Origin of the sequence: Marinobacter sp. (genome assembly GCF_041595835.1) — a bacterium.
Classification (GTDB): domain Bacteria; phylum Pseudomonadota; class Gammaproteobacteria; order Pseudomonadales; family Oleiphilaceae; genus Marinobacter.
The window spans coordinates 150,946-173,419 of sequence record NZ_JBFHJO010000001.1 but is presented as its reverse complement, the minus strand read 5'-3'; the positions used below and the strand labels follow the sequence as shown (position 1 = coordinate 173,419).

Sequence of the window (22,474 nt, the reverse complement as noted above, 5' to 3'; positions counted from 1 at the left end):
GTGGCGGATCGTCAGCCTCTTTTCAGGCGTGTTGCTATCATCGGCCTGGGCCTGATTGGAGGCTCTTTGGCTAGCGCTATCCGTAAAGGTAGATTGGCTGAATCTGTGGTTGGGTTTGATCAGCGGTCTGATGAGCTTGCGCTGGGGGTTGATCTTGGTGTCATTGACGAAGCCGCACCAAGTTTGGAAGCTGCCGTCAAAGGGAGTGATCTGGTTGTGCTGGCTGTACCAGTGCGGGCGACTCGTACCGTATTGGAACAGATTCGCCCGTGGTTAGGTCAGGACACGGTATTGTCTGATGTGGGTAGCACTAAAACCAGTTTTGCGGCAGATGTAAAAGCTGTTTTTGGTGGAATGCCGCCAAGAGTGATTCCGGGGCACCCTATTGCGGGTTCTGAAAAAAGCGGTATTCGTGCCGCCAATCCGGAGCTGTTTTCCAGACACAAAGTGATTCTTACCCCTGCAGACAATGCCGATGCGGACAGCTTGGCTCGCCTTAAAGTTTTATGGGAAGGCACTGGTGCAACTGTGCTGACCATGTCTGTGGCATATCACGATGAAGTGCTTGCTGCTACAAGCCACCTGCCACATCTCATTGCATTCTCCCTGGTCGATACACTGGCCGGCGAAGACGAGAATATGGATATCTTCCGGTACGCTGCCGGTGGGTTTCGGGATTTTACGCGCATAGCTGCCAGTGATCCCGTAATGTGGCACGACATTTTTCTGTCAAACCGCGATGCAGTACTTCGCGTGATTGACCATTTTACCCAGGATTTGGGAGAGCTCCGGGGCGCCATCGCAGAAGGTGATGGGGCAACTCTGCTCCGGGTTTTCAGTCGCGCCAAGGCGGCGCGCGAACATTTTACGAAGATGCTTTCGGGGCAGGCGTACGTGACTAACAATAGTGATCAGCAAGTTATCTTTCATATGCAGCCCGGCGGTTCCGTTCGAGGTGACATTCGGGTTCCGGGAGACAAGTCTATCTCTCATCGGTCGATTATGCTGGGTGCTCTGGCCGAAGGCGTGACGGAAGTTAAGGGTTTTCTCGAAGGTGAAGACAGTCTTGCGACTCTCCAGGCCTTCCGGGATATGGGCGTTACCATCGAAGGGCCGGAAAACGGCCAGGTTCGGATTCATGGTGTAGGCATGAATGGTCTGCAAGCGCCGAGAGGTCCTCTCTATTTGGGTAATTCCGGTACAGGAATGCGTCTGTTTGCTGGTTTGCTCGCGGCTCAGCCATTTGATTCAGAGTTGGCGGGTGATTCCAGTTTATCCAAGCGCCCGATGGGCCGCGTTGCTGATCCGCTACGGGCCATGGGGGCAGTGATTGAGACCGCAGATGGTGGGCGCCCGCCTTTAAAAATTCGCGGCGGCCAGGCGCTTACTGGTATTCATTACGATATGCCGGTGGCCAGTGCTCAGGTTAAATCCTGCTTGTTGCTCGCCGGGCTTTATGCGGATGGTACAACATCGGTTACAGAGCCTGCACCAACCCGTGACCATACAGAGCGCATGCTTAAAGGCTTTGGTTACGATGTGCAGCGTAGCGGAGCAACCGCGAGTGTCACCGGTGGAGGAAAGCTTTCAGCTTGCACGATTGATGTGCCAGCCGATATTTCGTCCGCCGCCTTCTTTTTGGTTGCCGCCACTATTGCGCCGGGCTCTGACCTGACTTTGCGTCATGTGGGTATGAACCCGACTCGTGTTGGTGTTATCAATATTCTTCGCCAGATGGGCGCTGATATTGAGGTGCTGGAAGAACGTGTAATTGGTGGTGAGCCGGTCGCAGATCTTCGTGTACGTTCTGCGGAGCTGCAGGGGATCGATATTCCGGAAGATCAGGTGCCATTGGCGATCGATGAATTTCCGGTGTTGTTTATTGCTGCAACCTGCGCCAGAGGCCGAACAGTGCTGACTGGAGCGGAAGAGTTGCGGGTTAAAGAGAGTGACCGTATTCAGGTGATGGCAGATGGCCTGGCAGCTCTGGGTGTCGAGACGACTGTTACGCCAGACGGTATTATTATTGAGGGTGGACAGACGATCGGCTCAGGCACGGTTGAAAGTCACGAGGACCACCGGATTTCCATGTCTTTTGCTGTGGCTTCATTGCGGGCAACCGGTCCGATCACAATCAATGACTGCTCCAATGTCACTACGTCGTTCCCCGACTTTGTTGAGCTGGCAAAACAAACCGGTTTTAAGATTCGTACAGAAGGCAATTCCTGATGGCAGACAGCAAGGCACCGGTTATTACTGTAGATGGCCCTGGCGGCGCCGGTAAAGGCACGATAACTCAGATGTTGGCTCGTAAACTTGGTTGGCACTTGCTGGATAGTGGTGCTTTGTATCGGTTAACGGCTCTGGCGGCTATTCGGCAGGGTGTGTCGTTAGATGATGAGTCCGGGCTGGCAGAAGTGGCTGCAACTCTGGATGTGGCCTTCGAGCCGGGCGAGGATGGTCAGCCGGTACGGGTGGTGTTAGCCGGAGAGGACGTGACTTCTGAAATTCGTACAGAAGCCTGTGGGGATAATGCTTCACGGGTCGCCGTTATGCAGTCAGTTCGAGATGCCTTACTCCAGCGCCAGCGCGACTTCAGGCAAGCTCCTGGCCTGGTGGCTGATGGTCGCGACATGGGAACCGTGGTTTTTCCCGATGCGCCGGTGAAGGTTTTTCTGACGGCAAGCGCGGAAGAGCGGGCCCGTCGTCGGTACAATCAGTTGAAGGGAGCGGGGGTCGATGTTAACATTGACGCCGTTTTAGACGAGATACGGGTGCGTGACGAACGGGACATGAATCGTTCTGCGGCCCCTCTCAAACCTGCAGATGATGCGCAAGTCATTGATTCTACAGGTTTGAGTATAGAAGAGGTGTTAAACAGGTGTATGGCCCTGGCGGGTCAGGCCTGATGGCACCTTTTCGTCATTGGAAAGCCGGATTCAGCATAAAATTGCCAGCCGCAGGCTGACTTCGGAAAACACTAACAGACCGTGTTGCTGGCGGCACGGAGCATACTTGCGTTGATCATATAGGGCACATAATGAGCGAGAGCTTTGCGGATCTTTTCGAAGAAAGTTTGAAAGAAATCGACATGCAGCCAGGTTCCATTGTACAGGGAACCGTAGTTGATGTTGATAACGACTGGGTCACAGTTAACGCCGGGCTGAAGTCCGAAGGTGTTATCCCCGCCTCCCAGTTCCTGAACGAAAAAGGCGAGTTGGAAGTACAAATCGGCGACGTAGTCGATGTAGCTCTCGACGCTGTTGAGGACGGTTTCGGTGAAACTCGTCTGTCCCGTGAGAAGGCTAAACGCGCTGAAGCATGGAAGGTTCTTGAGAAGTCCTTCGAAGCTGAAGAAGTTGTTAAAGGTATCATTAACGGCAAGGTCAAAGGTGGTTTCACTGTTGATCTGGCTGGTATCCGTGCCTTCCTGCCAGGTTCTCTGGTAGATGTTCGTCCGGTTCGCGATACTGCGCACCTGGAGAACAAAGAACTTGAGTTCAAAGTTATTAAGCTGGACCAGAAGCGTAACAACGTGGTTGTCTCTCGCCGCGCCGTTCTGGAAGCTGAAAACAGCGAGCAACGTGAAGCTCTGCTGGAAACTCTGACCGAAGGTCTGGAAATCAAAGGTATCGTCAAAAACCTGACCGACTACGGTGCATTCGTAGATCTGGGCGGTGTCGATGGCTTGCTGCACATCACTGATATGGCCTGGAAGCGCATTAAGCACCCGAGCGAAATCGTGAATGTGGGTGATGAAATCAATGTTAAAGTCCTGAAGTTTGACCGTGAGCGCAACCGTGTTTCTCTGGGACTGAAACAGCTGGGCGAAGATCCGTGGGTAGAAATCAAGGCTCGTTACCCAGAAAACGCCCGTGTAACTGCTCGTGTTACCAACCTGACTGACTACGGCTGCTTTGCTGAGCTGGAAGAAGGTGTTGAAGGTCTGGTTCACGTATCTGAAATGGATTGGACTAACAAGAATATTCACCCGTCTAAAGTTGTTCAGGTGGGCGATGAAGTTGAAGTAATGATTCTGGATATCGACGAAGAGCGTCGTCGTATTTCTCTGGGTATCAAGCAGTGTGTTTCTAACCCATGGGAAGATTTCTCCGGTAACTTCAACAAGGGTGATCGCATCTCCGGTAAGATCAAGTCAATCACTGACTTTGGTATCTTTATCGGTCTGGATGGCGGAATTGACGGTCTGGTTCATCTGTCTGACATCAGCTGGAATGAAACTGGCGAAGAAGCCGTTCGTGAATACAAGAAGGGCGACGAAGTTGAAACCGTTATTCTGTCTGTTGATCCAGAGCGTGAGCGTATCTCTCTGGGTATCAAGCAGCTGGAAAGCGATCCGTTCGCTGAGTTCGTTCAGTTGAACGATAAGGGCTCCATCGTTAAGGGTACGGTTTCTGCGGTTGATGCCAAAGGCGCCACCATTGCCCTGAACGAAGAAGTTGAAGCGGTTCTGAAAGCTTCCGAAATCAGTCGTGATCGCGTTGAAGACGCACGCAACGTCCTGAAAGAAGGCGATGAAGTTGAAGCGAAGATCATCAGCATCGACCGTAAGAATCGCGTAATCAACCTGTCTGTTAAGTCCAAAGATGTTGAGGATGACAAGCAGGCTCTTGATAACGTACGTAGCAAGACTGCAGAATCCTCTGGTGCCACCACTATTGGTGACCTTATCAAGGAACAGATGCAGCAGCAGAACGCCAATAAAGACTAAATGTCTGGTTGGTGTCAAAAAAACGGGCTCTAAGAGCCCGTTTTTTTTGTGTTTTTTTCTGGTTTGGCTAAACTATAGTCATTGGAATCCGGCATTTAACTGCGGAATAATAATGACAGAGGGAAATGCCTCATGACGAAGTCCGAACTGGTAGAATTGGTTGCATCAAAGCAGACGCAGCTTTCCGTTAAAGATGTTGAGTTGGCTGTAAAGACCATTATTGAGCATATGTCTCAGGCTTTGTCGGATGGTCAGCGAATTGAGATCAGAGGGTTTGGTAGTTTTTCCCTGCATCACAGGGAGGCTCGGACCGGACGTAACCCTAAGACAGGTGAAGCTGTTCAACTGCCGGCAAAGTATGTACCTCACTTTAAACCTGGGAAAGAGTTAAGAGAACAGGTCAACGATAGTTTGAAAAAGGGTTTTTGAAACCCTGTTCCGGGTTAATTAAAGAACACCGAAAATTCGGGTAAAAAGCCCGTCTGGAGCGTAGGCAACATGGCAGGACTACAGAAAATTCTTTTAATAGTTTTGGTTCTGGTTCTGATACTTTTAGCGCTGGTGTTCTCCCTGAATAATCAGATGGCGGTATCTCTCAATTTCCTGCTGTTCGAAACTCAGCCCCATGGCGTCGCAGTCTGGATTATCCTGTCTTTCGTTATTGGTGCGCTAACCGGAATTTTGCTAACAATGATCGGCACTTTTCGTTCATCGGTTTCACAGCGTAGCCTCAAAAAGCAGCTTGATCGTGCAGAGCAAGCGCTAGAGAAATCCAGGGCCCAGAACGACCAGGCACTTTAATGGAAATAGTGTTTAACTGGCTGCTTTTGACGGTAGCGGTAGCGCTTGGCTGGCTGTTAGGGCGGTTTGGAAGTTCGTATCGGCGCTCTCGTAAGTCTATTTCTGATGAAGAGTCTGTAAAAGATCGTCTGCAATTTCTGTTTACAAATTATTCCGATCAGGCCGTTGAAAACTTTGTTCAATCTTTGCCGGTCAACAAAGATACGGTCAGTCTTCATTTGTCTATTGGTAGTCACTTTCGCAACAAAGGCGAGACTGATCGCGCTACCTTGATTCACCAAAACCTTCTTGCTCGCCCTGAACTACCTGCTCGTTACACGCCGAAGGTAACTTTGGAACTGGCGATGGATTATCTCGGTGCCGGTTTGTTGGATAGGGCTGAAGCGCTATTTCAAGAGCTGATGGGCGACCGCGATTATGGTCGTCGTGCAGCCAGTCAGCTCATTGAGTTGTACCAGCAAGAAAAGGAGTGGGAGAAAGCTGCGCGTGTTGCTAAGACACTCGCCAGAACCGATGCAGATCCAGGGATGTTTAAAACCTTGGCATACATTACCTGTGAGCTTGCAGATTTGGCTCTTAAGGAAGACGACCGCTGGACGGCTCAGAAGCGCTTTCGGGAAGCTTTGGAGTATGACCCGTCTTGTGTGCGTGCAACGCTGTTGTTAATGAAGCTTCAGGTCCGTCAGGGGAATTTCAGGGAAGCTGGAAATCAAAGTCTGAAAGTTTTTGAACAGAATCCGGCGTTTGGCCCGGAGGCAGTTGATCGGCTGATGAAGCTGGAGCATGAGCATGGCGATGTTGGTCGTTTGTTTAAAAAGCTTAAAAAGCTTTATGAGCAGCATCCAAGCACAAGTTTACTGCTTGCGCTGGTAGAATCTGTAGAGCGTTCATCCAGCCGTGCTGCAGCTATTGAGCTGCTTCGGCAAGAATTGGAAATTCGTCCGTCTGTACGTGGTTTGTTGCGGTTAGTGGAACTGGCTGGCTATGAAAAAGGCATGAGCACTGATGAGGGGCGGCTGGTAAGTCGAATAGGCCACCTGATTCTCGCGAATCGTCCGGTCTATCGCTGTGTGAGTTGCGGCTTCGATGGTCAGCAATTGCACTGGTTGTGCCCAAGCTGTAAGCAATGGGAAACGGTGCAGCCAATTCAGGGTGTGGAAGCAGAATAACGTTTTAATCTATTGACTCGGAAACCGACTGTGCAAAATCTTAACGATCCCCAAATTATCGTTGCTCTGGACTTTCCCTCCCAAGATCCAGCTTTGGCTCTGGTTGATAAGCTTGATCCGGCCAAATGCCGTCTGAAGGTTGGCAAGGAGTTGTTTACCCGTTCTGGTCCTGAATTAGTAAAGCTGTTACAGGGCCGCGGGTTTGATGTCTTTTTGGATCTGAAATTTCACGATATTCCTAATACGACATCTGCTGCTGTTGCGGCGGCGGCGGACCTCGGGGTATGGATGGTGAACGTTCATGCCTCTGGTGGTGAAAAGATGATGGTCGCCTGCCGCGATCGTCTGGAGCAGTTTGGCGCGGATAAACCGCTGCTCATTGCAGTTACTGTGCTGACCAGCATGTCTAATGATGACTTGCTCGGTATTGGAATCACTGACTCAGCTGAGGTTCATGTTTCTCGTTTGGCTAGGCTGACTAAGAATTGTGGTTTGGACGGTGTGGTGTGCTCAGCTCAGGAAGCTCCTCGTTTAAAGTCTGAGCAGGGTTCTGAGTTTAAGCTCATTACTCCTGGTATTCGTCCTCTGTCAGGGGACAAAGGCGACCAACAGCGCATCATGACGCCTACGGATGCCCTTAAGGCTGGTTCCGACTACCTGGTTATCGGCCGCCCGATTACTCAGGCTATTGATCCTCTGGCCGCGCTGGATGCTATTCATGCTGAGGTGATTTCGGTCTGAATCAAGGCTTAACATTCTGTTCCGTGAGTGGCGGCAATGCTGGCGGAGCAGGGTGGGGTATGCTGAGGGCGGCGTTTTGGGAGCAGCCTTTCAGGCGACGGCTAAAAACCGACGGGCATTCTCTGGGCTTAAAACTCCAAACTGAAGCGCACAAAAAAGCCCGCTGATTCATAGAACTAGCGGGCTTTCGAAATAGTGGCTCCCCGACCTGGGCTCGAACCAGGGACAAACGGATTAACAGTCCGTTGCTCTACCAACTGAGCTATCGGGGAACATCGTCATGTGACGAGGCGCGTATATTAATTTGGGTATACCGCCTCGTCAACCCCCCAACTAAAAAATTTAGCCGAGTGCTTTCTCTAAACGTTCAATGGCCTTCTTGAGATTGTCCATGCTGGTAGCAAAGCTCAGACGCATATGGCCGGGGCTGCCAAATGCAGAGCCTGGGACCAGAGCGACGCCAGCTTCGCTCAGAAGCTTCTCAGCAAACTCTACGTCAGTGTTTACGCCATCCGTCGCATCAATGGCTCCCTGGAAACTCGGGAACACGTAGAATGTGCCGTCTCCGTACGGGCACTCAACGCCTGGCAATTTATTCAGTGCACCTACGAGCCAGTCATGGCGCTCTTTGAATGCTTTAACCATTTCCCCGACACAGGATTGGTCACCATCCAGAGCTGCAGCAGCGGCCGCCTGGGATATGGAGCAAGGGTTAGATGTGCTTTGAGACTGAATCTTCTTCATGGCACCGATGATTTTCGCTGGCCCTGCTGCGTAGCCAATGCGCCAGCCTGTCATCGAGTAAGCCTTGGAAACGCCATTCAGTACGAATGTACGCTCATACAGCTCTGGGCAGGCATTCAGAATGTTGCAGAACGGCTTGCCAGTCCAGAGGATTGGCTCGTACATATCGTCAGTGGCGATCATGACGTTCGGGTGTTTTTTCAGCACTTCCCCTATAGCCTGGAGTTCTTCTAATGAGTAGGCCATGCCGCTGGGGTTTGAGGGGCTGTTGATTACGAACAGCCGGGTACGCTCAGTGATGGCGTTTTCAAGCTGCTCAGGGGTGATCTTGAAGCGAGTATCTACGGTGGTTTCGATAATCACCGGTTTGCCTTCAGCAACCAGTACCATATCCGGGTAAGATACCCAGTAGGGTGCTGGGATAATGGCTTCGTCGCCAGCATTCAATGTGGCCAGTGCCAGGTTGAAAAAGCTTTGCTTGCCTCCACTGGAGACCAAAATTTGATTGGCTTCGTATTCCAGGCCGTTGTCACGCTTGAACTTCGCAATGATCGCTTTTTTCAGGGCGGGCGTACCATCTACAGCAGTGTATTTGGTCTGGCCGTTGTTGATGGCCTCAATAGCTGCCTGTTTGATATGTTCAGGGGTATCGAAGTCCGGCTCGCCAGCACCCAGGCCTATAATGTCCTGGCCAGCAGCACGTAGCTCCGCTGCTTTGTTGGTTACTGCGAGGGTGGGGGAAGGCTTGATCGCCTGTACTCGGCTGGAAAGTTGAAGGTCCAAACTTGAGCTCCTTAAAGCTGCGTCTTATGGGCTGCGATCGGCAGGGCAGGAGCCAGACATCCTGGCTGAATTTCCCCCAGCCGTCGATCGTGCAGATGGTATCATGAAGCAGCGCTATCGCTAAATTTCTTGTAAGTAGTGGCCATTGGATCTACTACGGATTGTCGGAGGTTAGTCGTCAATTATGGCCAGTAAAACATCCCGTGCCGCCAAAGAAGGAGTGTTTCGTGTTGATTCACCCTATCAGCCGGCTGGTGATCAGCCCAAAGCTATTGCAGCGCTGGTCGATGGTATTCACTCCGGTTTGGCTCACCAGACCTTGCTGGGTGTAACCGGTTCCGGTAAGACATTCACCATTGCTAATGTCATTCAGGAAGTTCAGCGGCCGACTATTGTCATGGCCCACAACAAAACCCTGGCAGCTCAGTTGTACGGAGAGTTTAAAGAGTTTTTTCCGGACAACGCGGTGGAATATTTCGTGTCTTACTACGATTATTACCAGCCTGAAGCCTATGTGCCGTCGTCTGACACCTTCATTGAAAAAGATGCATCCATTAACGAGCACATTGAACAGATGCGTTTGTCGGCAACCAAGGCGCTGCTGGAGCGTCCAGACGCCATTATTGTGGCCTCTGTGTCTTCTATCTATGGTCTGGGTGACCCTGAATCTTACATGAAGATGATGCTCCATCTGGATCGTGGCGACCCTGTTGATCAGCGTGCGATTTTGCGCCGGTTGGCTGAATTGCAGTACACCCGTAATGATGTCGAATTCCATCGGGCGAATTATCGGGTTCGTGGGGATGTTATTGATGTATTTCCGGCAGAATCCGAGCGCGAAGCGATTCGCATTGAATTATTTGATGACGAAGTGGAGCAGCTCAGTCACTTCGATCCGCTGACCGGAGAAGTCATACGGCGAGTGCCCCGGGTAACGATTTACCCGAAGTCCCATTATGTCACTCCTCGGCAAACAGTGCTGGATGCTGTTGAGCATATCAAAGTTGAGCTGGATGAACGGCTTAAGCAATTGCGGGATAATCACCGGTTGGTTGAAGCTCAGCGTCTTGAGGAACGCACCCGGTATGATATTGAAATGATGTTAGAGCTGGGATACTGCAACGGTATCGAAAACTACTCCCGGTATTTGTCGGGTCGTGCACCGGGGGCGCCGCCACCTACTTTGTTTGATTACCTTCCGCCTGATGCGTTGTTGGTGGTGGATGAATCCCACGTGACAATTTCCCAAATTGGCGCCATGTATAAGGGGGATCGTTCAAGAAAGGAAACATTGGTGGAATATGGTTTCCGGTTGCCGTCGGCGCTGGATAATCGCCCCATGCGTTTTGAAGAGTGGGAACGGATTGCACCCCAGATGATTTTTGTCTCTGCCACTCCAGGTAATTACGAGGCGGAACATGCGGGGCAGGTGGTAGAACAGGTTGTACGGCCGACAGGTCTGCTGGACCCCAATATCGAAGTTCGGCCGGCGTCTACTCAAGTGGATGATCTGCTGTCTGAAATTCATGCCACGGTTGCTGTTAAAGAGCGGGTTTTGGTTACCACGCTGACTAAGCGAATGGCGGAAGACCTGACAGACTTTCTGATGGAGCATGATATCCGTGTGCGTTATCTGCACTCAGATATCGATACGGTTGAGCGGGTTGAAATTATTCGGGATCTACGTAGGGGTGAGTTTGATGTCCTGGTGGGTATAAATCTGCTGCGGGAAGGGCTGGATATGCCAGAGGTTTCTCTGGTGGCCATTCTGGATGCGGATAAAGAAGGCTTCCTGCGTAGTGAACGGTCACTGATTCAAACTATTGGGCGGGCTGCCCGGAACGTAAATGGCAGAGCGATTCTTTACGGTGACCGGATTACCGGTTCTATGCAGAGGGCTTTGGATGAAACTGCGCGTCGCAGGGAAAAGCAGCAAGCCCATAATGAGCAGCACGGTATTACCCCTACTGGGCTGAATAAAAAGATCGCGGATATCATGGAAGGTGCAACGGTGGGCGCGCGTGGTCGCCGTAAGGCTGATCGGGCAGACAGAAAGGCTGCGGAAGATGCGGAAGACTATCTGGTTATGGCCAGAAAACGCTCGCCACAGGACCTGCTCAAGGAAGTGGCGAGTCTGGAAGATGATATGTACAAAGCAGCTGCTGAACTGGACTTTGAGGCGGCCGCCAGATTGCGGGACCAGATTTCTGAGCTTAAGGAAGCGGCAATCCGCAATGGTTAATTATGTCCGCTTGGGGCCGATAATCACCGCTGCCTGTAGTGGTTGATTGCGGCCATAGCTGGATATTTTGCTGAACACGCGCTTGTCGATGGGCAGATACTGTTTATCTGCTACGGTTTCACCTTCGTCTGTGTCGATCTCCGGGTCGTGAAGGTAAACGAAATCCTCATCGATTGCACACACGGTTACCCAGTGAGGTACCCGGCTGCGATTCAGTTGCCAGGTGCTGATCAGAATGACGGGGATCTGGCCTTTGTGGAGTGCCGCTTCCATGGCGTCCAGGGTTAGTGGATCGTGGTGAAGCTGAATTCCTGTTTGGCCTATGTCGTACAGAAAGCCTTCGTGTACCAATTCCAAAACCCGTTTTTTATCGTCATTGCGCACAGTATCCTTGAACAGCGCGCCTTCCTGGCTGACCCAGGCTCTGACTTCAAAACCGCGGTGCCAGGCGGCCAGTGCGAGCCCGTGAGGGCCGCAACCACCATGGCCGGCGAGCATGAAAATGGTGGTAGCTTCACGCCAGATTTTCAGTTCTTCCAGGGTGTTGAGGGGTTGTTGCTCATCCAGTGCTGCCATGGCCATGAGCAGAGCCGATGGGCCGCAGGTGAATTCGGTGGTCTGGGGGTAGTACGGAACGGGCAGAAACTCTTGCGAAGGTTCGTAATATAAAATCCGGCGTTCGAAGCGTAGCGCTGTACCGTGATCTTCATAGTAATCGCGGTAGGTGCCGAACTGACGGTAGCCCAGGCGCTGGTACAAATTGATGGCTGCGCCATTATCTTCCCGTACTTCAAGGCGCATGATGATGCGGTCGGCCCCGACGGCTTCTTTCTCGGCGTTACTGATCAGTTTCTCGCCGACACCCTTGCCGCGTGCCGCTGGTGCCACCGCTATAGAGTAAATCCGCGCCAGGCGGGTGGCTGCGTTCATGAGTACCAGGCAGTAGCCCACCAGTTTTGAATCAAGCTCCGCGATAATTAACCTGTCTCTGGGCATTTCAAGAAAACGCCGAAAACTCCGGCGGGAGATCCTGTCTTCGGTAAAGCTCCGGTTTTCAAGCTCCACGAGATTATTCAGGTCAGTGGCGACAGCTTGTCGTAGCAGGACGTCTTGCATAGTGGTTGAACTCTGGAGCGTCGATAAAACTGGAAGCTGGCGGTGACTTCCTCTGTCGCTATTATGGTAGAGGCCGGGGGCTTTCGATAGCGGACAATCATGCGTAAAAGCACTCATCAATAGTTGATTGTGGCGCACACAGCAGCGGCGTATTGTTGCGCAAATTACCCGGCTGAACCTTCAGGGAGGGGTGCCACAGATGTCCCGTTTGTTAATCGTTGTCGATAGAGCGAAAGACTGGGCGCCATACTACCCCAGTGACGATGTTCTTACCTTTGATGAGTACTTGAAGTATACAGCTCCAACGAATAGTCGGGTGCGGGTAATCAATCTTTGCCAGAGCGCCAAATATCTGAGCCGGGGCTATTACTGCTCATTGCTGGCGGAGGCCCGGGGGCATCATGTTGTGCCCTCGGTGATGACGTTGAACGATCTAAGCCGAAAGGGGTTGTTTTCTCTTGAGTTGGAAGAGTTGGACTATAGAGTGATCCAGTGGCTGGAAAACGAAGCACAAGAGATCGATCCATCCACCGATGACCGGCACGCCACCCATGAAGTGAGGGTTCGAACATACTTTGGTCAAGCTGAACATTCGGACTTGAAGCCAGTAGCTCGTGCATTGTTTGAGCGTTTCCCATGTCCGATTCTGGACGTGGTTTTCCGCCACCGAAAGCAGTGGCAAATTGAGTCTATGAAGCCGGCGTGCCCAGCGGACCTGAATGAACGTGAGCAAGACCTGTTTGCCGCAGCTTTTGATCGTTTCAGCAGCATGATCTGGCGTAAACCAAGAAGTCGTCGCCGTTATCGCTTCGATCTTGCCATGCTGGTGAACCCGGATGAGGCGATGCCGCCAAGCGATGAAGCTGCACTTAAACGGTTTGAACGGGCAGGTCGTAAGCTTGGTATTAATGTGGAGCGGATTACTCGCCGGGATTATATGAGATTACCGGAGTACGACGGTTTGTTTATTCGGGAAACCACCGCGATTGACCATCACACTTACCGTTTTGCTCGCAAGGCAGAGGCTGAAGGTTTGGTGGTGATTGATGACCCTGTGTCTATCCTGCGTTGCACTAACAAGGTGTTTCTGGCGGACTTGCTGAAAAATAACAAGATCCCCACACCCAAAACTCTGATTCTTTCCAAAGATCAGAAGGATGCAGTAGAGCAGGTTGTGGGTGAGCTGGGTTTTCCGGTTGTCATCAAAATTCCAGATGGTGCGTTTTCACTGGGAGTGGCTAAGGCAAAAGATGAAGCCGAGCTGAAGGCCGGGTTGAAAGAGCTATTTAAACAGTCAGCACTGGTATTGGCTCAGGAGTATTTCTACACAGAGTACGATTGGCGAATAGGGGTGCTTGGCGGGCGTGCTATTTATGCTTGCAAATATATGATGGTTAAAGGGCACTGGCAGATTTATCAGCACGGCGGTGTATCGGTAGAAAGCGGTGGCTTTGAAACCATGCCGACCTATGAAGTGCCGCGCAATGTCATTCAGGCAGCGTTAAACTCTACTCGCTTAATTGGCAACGGGCTGTATGGCGTGGATATCAAACAGGCGGGCAATCGTGTTGCGGTGATTGAAGTGAATGACAACCCGAGTATCGATTCAGGCGTTGAAGATAAATTTCTGGGAGGAGAGCTCTATACCCTGGTCATGCAGGAGTTCCTTTCTCGCATGGAAGAGAAACGGCGCCGGTAACCCCGGCGGGTTTTCAGGCCGCGACCCAGACCCGGATAGTGCCGAACCAGGGAGCGTCTGCGAACGCCTCCCGAACCCGTTCGTTAGTGATCTCGGGGGCGGGGTGACTCTCATCCAGAAAGATTTCCAAATGCACGCGGTTTTCCAGATAATGCAGGTCAAGACGGCTGTGGGGCGGGAGTTCCCCTAGAGCGTGTGCAATCTGTGACCGGATTTCTTTCCGGGATGGCAGTTCTGGCTCCGTTGGGGATGGGTATATTTCGTCGTTCTCGGCATCAATGTGGAAATTGATGTCATGAATGTTATCCAGCGCTTCCCTCATTCCGGCAACTACTTTCATGCCGATTTGGTGGCCTTCAGATACGCTGATTTCTGGGCGAACCACCAAGTGTACATCTAACAGAATGTCCTGGCCCATGCGGCGGCTGCGAAGCTCGTGAACATTACGCACGCCATCCGTGTTCATGGCTATTTTTTTGAGAGTTTCGATATCATCTTCAGACAGGCCTGTGTCGATGAGCTCTTTAACGCTGTCCCAGGTGAATTTCCAGCCTATGTGAATAATGATGAGGGCAATAGCCACGGCGGCAACGACATCTAACCACACTATTCCGAGCATGGCCCCGATAGTAGAAAGCAGTACGACGACGGATGAAAACGCGTCGGTACGGCTATGCCAGGCATTGGCAATAATGAGGTCTGAGCGGATCTTGATGCCAATGTGGCGGGTATAGCGATAAATCCACTCTTTGCCGATCACTGAAATGGTGGCCGCAAGCAGAACTGGCCAACCCGGCACTTCAAGATCCTCGCCAGCGATCAGCCGCAATATGTTTTCCCATGCGAGTGCCGCACCAACGGCAATTAATATACTCCCGAGTAAAAGGGTGCCCAGAGTTTCAATTCTTTGGTGACCATAAGGGTGGTCAGCATCCGGCCCTTTTCGAGACAGCCGCATAACAGCCAGCACGACCCAGTCGGAAATAACATCGGTAAAGGAGTGGATGCCATCAACCACTAAAGCGTGAGAGTGGAATAAAGTACCGCCCACGATCTTTATCAGGCCCAGAAACGCGTCAAGAAACATGCCAATGACTGTCACTCTGGAGGCTTCATGTTTTTCTTTATCCAGGTTGCGTTGCAGGTTGTGGGGGCTGCCTGGGGGCTGTTCCATATGGTTAGGCTCCAGTGTGTTGTTGTGGCGCCAGTATAGCCTCAAAAAAGGTGAAATAGGGGTTGCTAATTCAAGAATGAGCGAATGATTTATGCACAATATTACAAATTGGTTGCCAGCTACCATTTTGTTACAATTGCAGTCAATTCTTATTTTAATCTTTATAAGTTGTTGATAATAAAGGTATAAAAGGTTGATCAAAAAATGATCAATCTGTAGGCTGGCGCAGTTATCAAGGGGTAGAAACGTTTGCCCCGACCTTATCAACAGAGTTATCCACAGAATCCGTGGAAAAGCCTCGCCAGCCTCGTAAACATGCGGCTTTGCGCTACATTTGCTTGTTCAGGAGGATGGTGTGGAAAACTTCCGGTATACTCCTGCCACCTCTTGGCAAGGAGTTTTCTGATGTACCCCGTTCTTCGAAATCTATTGTTCAGGCTACCGCCAGAACAGGCGCACAATTTTGCTTTAAAGGGTATGGATATTGCCCAGAAACTTGGCATGCTAGGTCTTTTTTCCCGGCATCCAGCTCCTTGCCCGGTGAATGTGATGGGGTTGGAGTTTCCGAACCCGGTGGGGCTTGCGGCAGGGCTGGATAAGAATGCTGATCACCTGGATGCTCTGGGTGCTCTGGGGTTCGGGTTTATTGAGGTTGGGACTGTTACCCCGTTAGCTCAGCCCGGTAACCCGAAGCCACGGATGTTCCGTTTGCCTGAGCATCAAGCGATCATTAACCGGATGGGGTTCAATAATGAAGGTCTTGGTCATCTGGTCAATAATGTCGAAAACCGGCGTTATAAAGGCGTGCTGGGCATTAACGTTGGGAAGAACAAAGACACTCCGAATGAACAGTCCGAGTTGGATTACCGAAAGGGTATTGCGGCAGTTTATGCTCACGCCGATTACATCACAGTGAATGTGTCTTCGCCTAACACTCCGGGCCTGCGGGACCTGCAGTTTGGTGATTCACTGAAACAGTTGCTGTACGCGATTAAAGATGAGCAGTCTCGTTGTCATAAGGCGCATGGGCATTATGTGCCGGTTGCTGTAAAAATTGCACCGGATATGGATGATGCCGGTATTCGCTTTGTAGCTGCGGCCTTGCTTGAAGCCGGGCTGGACGGTGTGATAGCTACCAACACGACTATCAGTCGAGAAGCCGTGCGCGGGCACCGACATGAACAGGAGACGGGTGGGTTAAGTGGAGCTCCTGTTCGCCAGGCATCCTTGCGTGTGATTGAAGGGCTCTACGCTGAGCTCGGTGAGCGGTTACCTATAATTGGTGTGGGTGGTATTTCCGATGGAGCCAGTGCGGCAGAGAAGGTGCGGGCCGGCGCCAGGTTAGTGCAAATATATACGGGCTTTATCTATCGCGGGCCTGCATTGATTGGTGAGGCTGTTGATGCGATCAGGAAGGAGCTGGAGCATTTAAAAGGTAGGGCCCGCTGAGCGGGCCCTTTGCGGGGAATAAACCCCGTGGCGCTTCTTCGCATGGTACGGGGCGGGTGGCCCCGTTTCGGTTGCTCGGAATACTGCGTCAAGTTGTAGTGTTAGTGTGTTTGAAAAAAACAGATCAAGCTAACGGGGTAGGCCAACACCGCGGTTACGTTGCGGTTACGTTGGCTAACTTGTGGATGCCGGAGACGCCGGTCATGCCCTCCCAATTATCAGTGCGGCCTTCTCGCCACCCACTCAACCATTCCTGGCGCGCATCTGGTTGATCAATTGGGCAGCTGTCTTTGGATTTGCCGGACACGCCAGCGAGGTATCCCCGCTTGAATGCACGAGCGTACATATCTCTCTTCTGTCTTTTCATGCCGTTCCTCACTATGGATTAACAGAACAAGCGTGTACACATCTGCAGTGACCATGGCATGTGGATACCCATCCGGGATAACCCACTATTGCCAGCTCCGGTCAGAGCAGTCAGGATCCTGTTAATGGAAGCACAACTCTTGCTCCCAGAACGACGCGTCACCTACAAGGTAAGACGAACCTTGAGCAGATGTACACTATTAAATTCGTATATGTAAGCTATTCTTTATAGGCTTATGAAATAAGTATAACGGCCCAGTTTTGGGTTTTGCTGTCATTACGGCGGCTTACCAGCTTTATCTAGAAAACCAGGAGTTGATTTTGTCCAAGTATGTATTTTTTGTAACCTGCCCCAAGGGCGTTGAGTACCTTCTGGGGGATGAGCTGGAAACCTTGGGTCTTGCACTGGTACGCAATGCACCGGCGGGAGTCTGGGTTGAAGGAGCTTTAGAAGCTGGTTACCGGGCGTGTATGTGGTCCCGCTTGGCCAACCGGGTGATCCTTCACATTGCTGAAGTGGATGCCCGGAGTGCTGATGAGCTATACGAGGGCGTGGTTGCGCTGAATTGGCAGGCTCATATTCCTGCCGGTGGCAGTTTTCGGGTCAACTTCCTGGGGCAGAATGAAGAACTCCGCAATACTCAGTTCGGTGCCCAGAAGGTTAAAGATGGCATTGTTGACAGTATTCGCGGTGCTGGTGCAGCAAGGCCTGCGGTCGCCCAGAAAGACCCCGATATAACTATTTCAGCACGGCTGAATCGTGGTCGGCTGGCTGTTGGTCTGGATCTCAGTGGCCATAGTCTTCATATGCGTGGCTACCGCACAGAGCAGGGCTTGGCGCCCTTGAAAGAAAACCTCGCGGCAGCGCTGTTATTACGCGCTGGCTGGCCGGAAATTGCAGCAATGGGGGGGGATTTCGTTGACCCAATGTGTGGTTCCGGTACGTTACTGATTGAAGCTGCCATGATGGCTCTGGATATTGCACCTGGTCGCAGACAGGATAGATTTGGCTTTGAGAAGTGGCCTGGTCATCAGCCAGAACTTTGGCTGAGAGTGCGACAGGAGGCTGAGCGTCGTGCTCATGAAGGCAAGCAGGGGCGGGTGCCGGTGTTTGCTGGATTTGACCAGGATAGCCGAGTGCTTGATACCGCCTGGCGAAACGTCCAGCGTGCAGGGCTTGAAGGCATTGTGAGCCTGGAGGTTTGTTCTATAACTGAATTTGCCCGTCAGGCCCGGTGGGCTGAGCAAGGGCTGGTTTTAACGAATCCTCCCTATGGTGAGCGCCTGAGCGAGCGAAATGCACTTGCAGGGCTTTATCAGAGCCTGGGTGAAGTTGTGCTCCGTGAGCTTTCCGGTTGGCGCCTGGGTGTGTTCACCGGTGCTCCAGAGTTTGGTAAGTCGGTGGGCCTTCGAAGTTTCAAACAGTACAACCTGTTCAACGGTAAGCTGCCAGCGCAGTTGATTTTGTTTGACGTGCGCACAGAAAACGCGATGACACCGAGAGATCCTGCGGCCGCTGGTCAGGTGATGCCCCGCATTGCTAATGCGGAACGTGCTGACATGCTCCGGAATCGTTTGAAAAAGAACCTAAAAACTATTGGTCAGTGGGCCAGAAAGCAAAACATAGGCAGCTATCGCCTATACGATGCTGATATGCCGGAATATGCGTTGGCGATTGATATTTATGAGGGCAGAGTGCACGTTCAGGAGTACCTGGCACCTAAGTCTGTTGACGAACGAGCCGCTCGTGAACGTTTGGCCGAAGCTTTGGCGGTTATTCCGGACGTATTGGAGATAGATCCGAAAGACATGGTCTGTAAACAGCGTCAGCGTCAAACGGGTACCAGACAATATGAAAAGCAGGCGGCTACGGGTGAGTATCTTCATGTGCAGGAGCATGGCTGTACATTGAAGGTTAACCTGAAAGACTATCTGGATACCGGGTTGTTTCTGGATCATCGCCCGGTACGCCATTGGATACAGCAGCACGCGAAAGGTAAGCGATTCCTGAACTTGTTCTGTTATACCGGTGCAGCGACAGTACACGCTGCTGTGGGCGGAGCTAGCCGCTCTCTGAGCCTGGATATGTCGAAAACGTATGTGAATTGGGCGATAGACAATCTGGCCCTGAATGGCGCAGATCTTCGTAAGCACGTTGTTGAGCAGGCTGACTGTCTGGCATGGCTGGCGGACAGAAGAACTGCGAACCAAAGGTTCGACCTGATCTTCATGGACCCACCGACCTTCTCCAATTCAGCCCGTATGGCTGGTGTTCTGGACGTTCAGCGTGACCACGGTGTGATGATTCGCCAGTGTATGGAGCGCTTGTCCAGTGATGGCTTGCTGATTTTCTCCAATAATTTCCGGAAGTTTAAACTGGATGAAGATCTGGCAGCAGAATTTGATGTAACGGAGGTGACTGCCAGTACCCTGGACAAGGATTTTCAGCGGAACCAGAAGATCCACCAGTGCTGGCATGTTCAGCATAAGTTGGCTGATTAAAACAGGGAGGGGCGATAAGCCCCTCCCTGTTTTAATCTGGGTCAAGGGAGCCGGGAAACCTTAATATGCGCCACAGTCAGAATTCATAACGAATTCCCGAAGAAAACTGAAAGGCGTTAGCACTGGTCTCGGTGTCTTTAAACAGCTTTCCGCCTTCAAGCACCAGGTACATGCTGTCGAATAGCTCAAAATCGATACCTGCAATCCAACTGAAACTGAAACTGCTACCGGGATAGTTGCCTTCTAAATTCCGGAACTGTTTATTTCGGTCCTCGTCACTGTTCTCAAGTGTTGCTTCGCCGCTTATGTGTGTAAAGCCGGCCTGGGCATACACATTGCCCAGCTCGCCGACAGGGTAGTGAAGCCCCATGTACCAGCTGCCGAAGTAATCCACCGCCAGATTCAGGTCGTTGGCCACTTCGGCGTCTTTAAAACCACCCCCAAGACGGATTTCAGCGTGAATGAGATCGTTCAGGTGACCACCAATGACGAGAGTGCCGGCTTGTCCCCAGGCATCTTCTTTGGTGAACTCGCCGATGGAGCGGTGCTCAATTGTTGTCGCCAGAAGGCCCACATAGTGCTTGTCTGAGCGGGGTGTTTCCTGGGATTGTGCTGCCATCGGCGACAGGCACAGAGTCATCAGGCTGGTGGTGAGGAAACGTATTGCGACCTTATTCATTATTATCCGGCTTCCTGTCATTAACGGTGCTGACGCCAGATTCTGCCTTGTGTAACGCATTGTTACGCAGACACCTGTCACAGTTCGCTTTCTCCAGTAGCCGTTTACAGGCCGCCCAGTAGCCCGGCCTCCCTGGCCAGGAGCAATAAAGCGTATACGCCGTTTTCCGGGAGTTGGGGTTCCAGTCCTTCTTCAAACATCAACGCGCGCCTGCGGTCTTCCAGATCACCGGCATCAAGTTCGGTAACCAGGTCGGAAATAGGCGCGATTTCAAAAGGCGCATCCTGCTGCACGGCACTGAATATGAGATCGATCAGGATTTCATCCGGGTCCATCCCGCATACGTATACAGTCTGGTCTGGCAGATCTTCGTGGAGTTCACGAATAAGTTCCAGAAGTGGTACACCCTGTTCTTCCAGATAGTGGAAGTCTACGTCGCCCAGATCGGCGTCTTCTGGCAGCCATGAGTCATCAGGTGCAATCACCACAGACTTCATTTGCCCGTCCCCCAGTGACCAGGCAATTGCGGTTGGGAAAAGTACGTCATCGGTCTGACAATATTCGATGTCCAGAAAGCGGGGTATCGACACAGTGAACTCCGGATTAGATCGTTGTTTGACTATACGGACAAGTCGTTGTTCTGTAGGAGAGCCAGTAGCTTCATGCCATACTGTAGCAGCCATTATCATGCAATCAGGAAGATCATGGAATACACCGAATTTAATAATGACTTGATTCAATTTCTAAACGTATCACCCACGCCCTGGCATGCGGTTAACGCAATGAAGCTCCGCCTTGATGCGGCAGGGTTTGAGTCTTTGGATGAGCGGGAAGAATGGGTTCTTGAACAGGGAAAAAGCTATTACGCAATCCGTAACGGCTCATCCATTATCGCCTTCCGTACCGGTACAAAAGATGCCGTAGCGTCTGGTATTCGAATGGTAGGCGCCCACACGGATAGCCCTTGTCTGAAAGTGAAGCCGAATCCGGAGCTTCGCCGTAAGGGATATTTTCAGCTGGGTGTTGAAGTTTACGGTGGTGCCTTGCTCAACCCTTGGTTTGACCGGGATCTATCCCTGGCGGGCAGGGTGACGGTGCTGGATAAAGAGGGCAAGGTTCAGGATATTTTGGTCAATTTCCGCAGGCCGGTAGCAATTATTCCGAGCTTGGCTATTCATCTGGACCGTGAGGCTAACAGTAACCATTCAGTTAATGCTCAGACGGATCTGCCGCCGGTGCTGATGCAGGTGCCTGATGATGACTCGACAGCTTTCAGTGATTTGCTGAAAGAACAGGTTGCAAGCGAATCCGGCCTGCAAGTTCATAAGGTGCTCGGTTACGAACTCAGTTTCTATGACGCCCAGGGTGCTTCACTGGTAGGGCTGCGTGAAGACTTTCTGGCTTCAGCCCGACTGGACAACCTGCTCAGTTGCTACATCGGCCTGCAATCGTTACTGAATACATCCGGTGACGAAGCGGCCTTGCTGGTATGTAATGATCACGAAGAGGTGGGTAGTGTGTCTGCAGAAGGCGCGCAAGGTCCATTCCTGGGTGCTGTGCTTGAACGTTGGTGTGGTGCCGGTAAGGCAAGGGCAATTGCCCGGTCCATGATGATCTCGGCTGACAATGCCCACGGTGTCCATCCGAACTTTATGGATAAGCACGATGAAAACCACGGGCCGATATTAAACCAGGGGCCGGTCATTAAAGTGAATCATAATCAGCGGTACGCAACCAACAGTCGTTCTGCAGCCCTGTACCGGCATATGAGTGATGAACTGGGTTTGCCATACCAGACATTTGTGGTGCGCAGTGACATGGGGTGCGGCAGTACTATCGGTCCATTGACGGCAGCAAACCTTGGCGTGACCACTCTTGATATAGGTGTGCCGCAGTTTGCGATGCATTCCGTTCGGGAACTGATTGGTGCACAGGATGGGTATACCTTGTACCAGGTTCTTACGGAATTCATGCAACGGGAGGAGGTTTTCTGACGTAAAAAGAAAAAAGCCGCTGATTCAGACAATCAGCGGCTTTTCAGAATAAGTGGCTCCCCGACCTGGGCTCGAACCAGGGACAAACGGATTAACAGTCCGTTGCTCTACCAACTGAGCTATCGGGGAACAGCATCAATGTGCCGCGCATATTAAGGACTTTGATTTGGTTCGTCAACCCCATGAAATAAAAGGTCAAAATTTACACAGGCCTATTAAGTATCCTTACCGTCCTCCGGTCTGGTTACGTAATGGACATATACAGTCTATATGGCCCACTTTG

Annotated in this window: 18 protein-coding genes and 2 tRNA genes; 12 read left to right on the top strand and 8 right to left on the bottom strand. The window is 51.6% G+C overall.

The genetic code is table 11. From position 1 onward, the window contains the following. The 7 genes from ABYA77_RS00815 to pyrF all read left to right on the top strand — a co-directional run bounded on the left by ABYA77_RS00815 (position 1) and on the right by pyrF (position 7,443). Positions 1–2,229 (top strand): bifunctional prephenate dehydrogenase/3-phosphoshikimate 1-carboxyvinyltransferase, encoded by a 2,229-nt coding sequence (locus ABYA77_RS00815; RefSeq protein WP_372964025.1) that lies wholly within the window; start codon positions 1–3, stop codon positions 2,227–2,229. Further along, positions 2,229–2,909: a (d)CMP kinase gene (cmk, locus tag ABYA77_RS00810; RefSeq protein ID WP_372964024.1), complete on the top strand. Its 681-nt coding sequence runs from the start codon at positions 2,229–2,231 to the stop codon at positions 2,907–2,909. The genes ABYA77_RS00815 and cmk overlap by 1 nt, the downstream gene beginning before the upstream one ends. Before the next feature lie 131 nt (positions 2,910–3,040). Further along, the gene (rpsA, locus tag ABYA77_RS00805) at positions 3,041–4,732 is read left to right on the top strand and encodes a 30S ribosomal protein S1 (protein WP_372964023.1); all 1,692 of its coding nucleotides are present in this window, start codon (positions 3,041–3,043) and stop codon (positions 4,730–4,732) included. 132 nt (positions 4,733–4,864) lie between these two features. Next, a complete protein-coding gene (locus ABYA77_RS00800) occupies positions 4,865–5,161 on the top strand; it encodes an integration host factor subunit beta (RefSeq protein ID WP_372964022.1) in 297 nt (98 codons plus the stop codon). Positions 5,162–5,230: 69 nt separating this feature from the next. After that, a complete protein-coding gene (locus ABYA77_RS00795; RefSeq protein ID WP_372964021.1) occupies positions 5,231–5,533 on the top strand; it encodes a LapA family protein in 303 nt (100 codons plus the stop codon). Continuing rightward, positions 5,533–6,702 (top strand): lipopolysaccharide assembly protein LapB, encoded by a 1,170-nt coding sequence (lapB, locus tag ABYA77_RS00790; protein WP_372964020.1) that lies wholly within the window; start codon positions 5,533–5,535, stop codon positions 6,700–6,702. The genes ABYA77_RS00795 and lapB overlap by 1 nt, the downstream gene beginning before the upstream one ends. A gap of 30 nt (positions 6,703–6,732) precedes the next feature. After that, positions 6,733–7,443, top strand: coding sequence for an orotidine-5'-phosphate decarboxylase (pyrF, locus tag ABYA77_RS00785; protein WP_372964019.1), 711 nt, complete (start codon positions 6,733–6,735; stop codon positions 7,441–7,443). Positions 7,444–7,639: 196 nt separating this feature from the next. Here pyrF and ABYA77_RS00780 read toward each other — a convergent pair. Both ABYA77_RS00780 and ABYA77_RS00775 read right to left on the bottom strand, forming a co-directional pair. Beyond that, positions 7,640–7,715, bottom strand: a tRNA-Asn gene (locus tag ABYA77_RS00780). A 70-nt stretch (positions 7,716–7,785) separates the two neighbouring features. Further along, positions 7,786–8,970, bottom strand: a complete 1,185-nt coding sequence (locus ABYA77_RS00775; protein ID WP_372964018.1) for a pyridoxal phosphate-dependent aminotransferase — start codon at positions 8,968–8,970, stop codon at positions 7,786–7,788. Between the two features lie 184 nt (positions 8,971–9,154). Between ABYA77_RS00775 and uvrB the strand changes: the two genes are divergently transcribed. Further along, positions 9,155–11,212: an excinuclease ABC subunit UvrB gene (uvrB, locus tag ABYA77_RS00770; protein ID WP_372964017.1), complete on the top strand. Its 2,058-nt coding sequence runs from the start codon at positions 9,155–9,157 to the stop codon at positions 11,210–11,212. Here uvrB and rimI read toward each other — a convergent pair whose 3' ends face one another. Beyond that, entirely contained in the window at positions 11,213–12,328 is a 1,116-nt protein-coding gene (gene rimI, locus ABYA77_RS00765; protein WP_372964016.1) for a ribosomal protein S18-alanine N-acetyltransferase, read from the bottom strand. It lies immediately after the preceding gene. 199 nt (positions 12,329–12,527) lie between these two features. Here rimI and ABYA77_RS00760 point away from each other — a divergent pair, with 199 nt between their 5' ends. After that, positions 12,528–14,027 (top strand): RimK family protein, encoded by a 1,500-nt coding sequence (locus tag ABYA77_RS00760; RefSeq protein ID WP_372964015.1) that lies wholly within the window; start codon positions 12,528–12,530, stop codon positions 14,025–14,027. A 13-nt stretch (positions 14,028–14,040) separates the two neighbouring features. Here ABYA77_RS00760 and ABYA77_RS00755 read toward each other — a convergent pair whose 3' ends face one another. Continuing rightward, a complete protein-coding gene (locus tag ABYA77_RS00755; protein WP_372964014.1) occupies positions 14,041–15,201 on the bottom strand; it encodes a cation diffusion facilitator family transporter in 1,161 nt (386 codons plus the stop codon). A 405-nt stretch (positions 15,202–15,606) separates the two neighbouring features. Here ABYA77_RS00755 and ABYA77_RS00750 point away from each other — a divergent pair, with 405 nt between their 5' ends. Further along, positions 15,607–16,650, top strand: coding sequence for a quinone-dependent dihydroorotate dehydrogenase (locus ABYA77_RS00750; protein WP_372964013.1), 1,044 nt, complete (start codon positions 15,607–15,609; stop codon positions 16,648–16,650). 154 nt (positions 16,651–16,804) lie between these two features. Here ABYA77_RS00750 and rmf read toward each other — a convergent pair whose 3' ends face one another. Next, positions 16,805–17,017, bottom strand: a complete 213-nt coding sequence (gene rmf / locus ABYA77_RS00745) for a ribosome modulation factor (RefSeq protein WP_372964012.1) — start codon at positions 17,015–17,017, stop codon at positions 16,805–16,807. A gap of 320 nt (positions 17,018–17,337) precedes the next feature. Here rmf and rlmKL point away from each other — a divergent pair, with 320 nt between their 5' ends. After that, positions 17,338–19,518 (top strand): bifunctional 23S rRNA (guanine(2069)-N(7))-methyltransferase RlmK/23S rRNA (guanine(2445)-N(2))-methyltransferase RlmL, encoded by a 2,181-nt coding sequence (rlmKL, locus tag ABYA77_RS00740; RefSeq protein ID WP_372964011.1) that lies wholly within the window; start codon positions 17,338–17,340, stop codon positions 19,516–19,518. 76 nt (positions 19,519–19,594) lie between these two features. Here rlmKL and ABYA77_RS00735 read toward each other — a convergent pair whose 3' ends face one another. After that, a complete protein-coding gene (locus ABYA77_RS00735) occupies positions 19,595–20,197 on the bottom strand; it encodes an outer membrane beta-barrel protein (RefSeq protein ID WP_372964010.1) in 603 nt (200 codons plus the stop codon). Between the two features lie 104 nt (positions 20,198–20,301). Further along, a complete protein-coding gene (locus tag ABYA77_RS00730; RefSeq protein WP_372964009.1) occupies positions 20,302–20,787 on the bottom strand; it encodes a hypothetical protein in 486 nt (161 codons plus the stop codon). Between the two features lie 114 nt (positions 20,788–20,901). On the opposite strand from ABYA77_RS00730, the gene ABYA77_RS00725 reads away from it, so the two are divergent. After that, a complete protein-coding gene (locus tag ABYA77_RS00725) occupies positions 20,902–22,191 on the top strand; it encodes a M18 family aminopeptidase (RefSeq protein ID WP_372964008.1) in 1,290 nt (429 codons plus the stop codon). Between the two features lie 53 nt (positions 22,192–22,244). Here the strand turns inward: ABYA77_RS00725 and ABYA77_RS00720 are convergent. After that, positions 22,245–22,320: transfer RNA gene (locus tag ABYA77_RS00720), tRNA-Asn, on the bottom strand. Between the last annotated feature and the right edge of the window lie 154 nt (positions 22,321–22,474).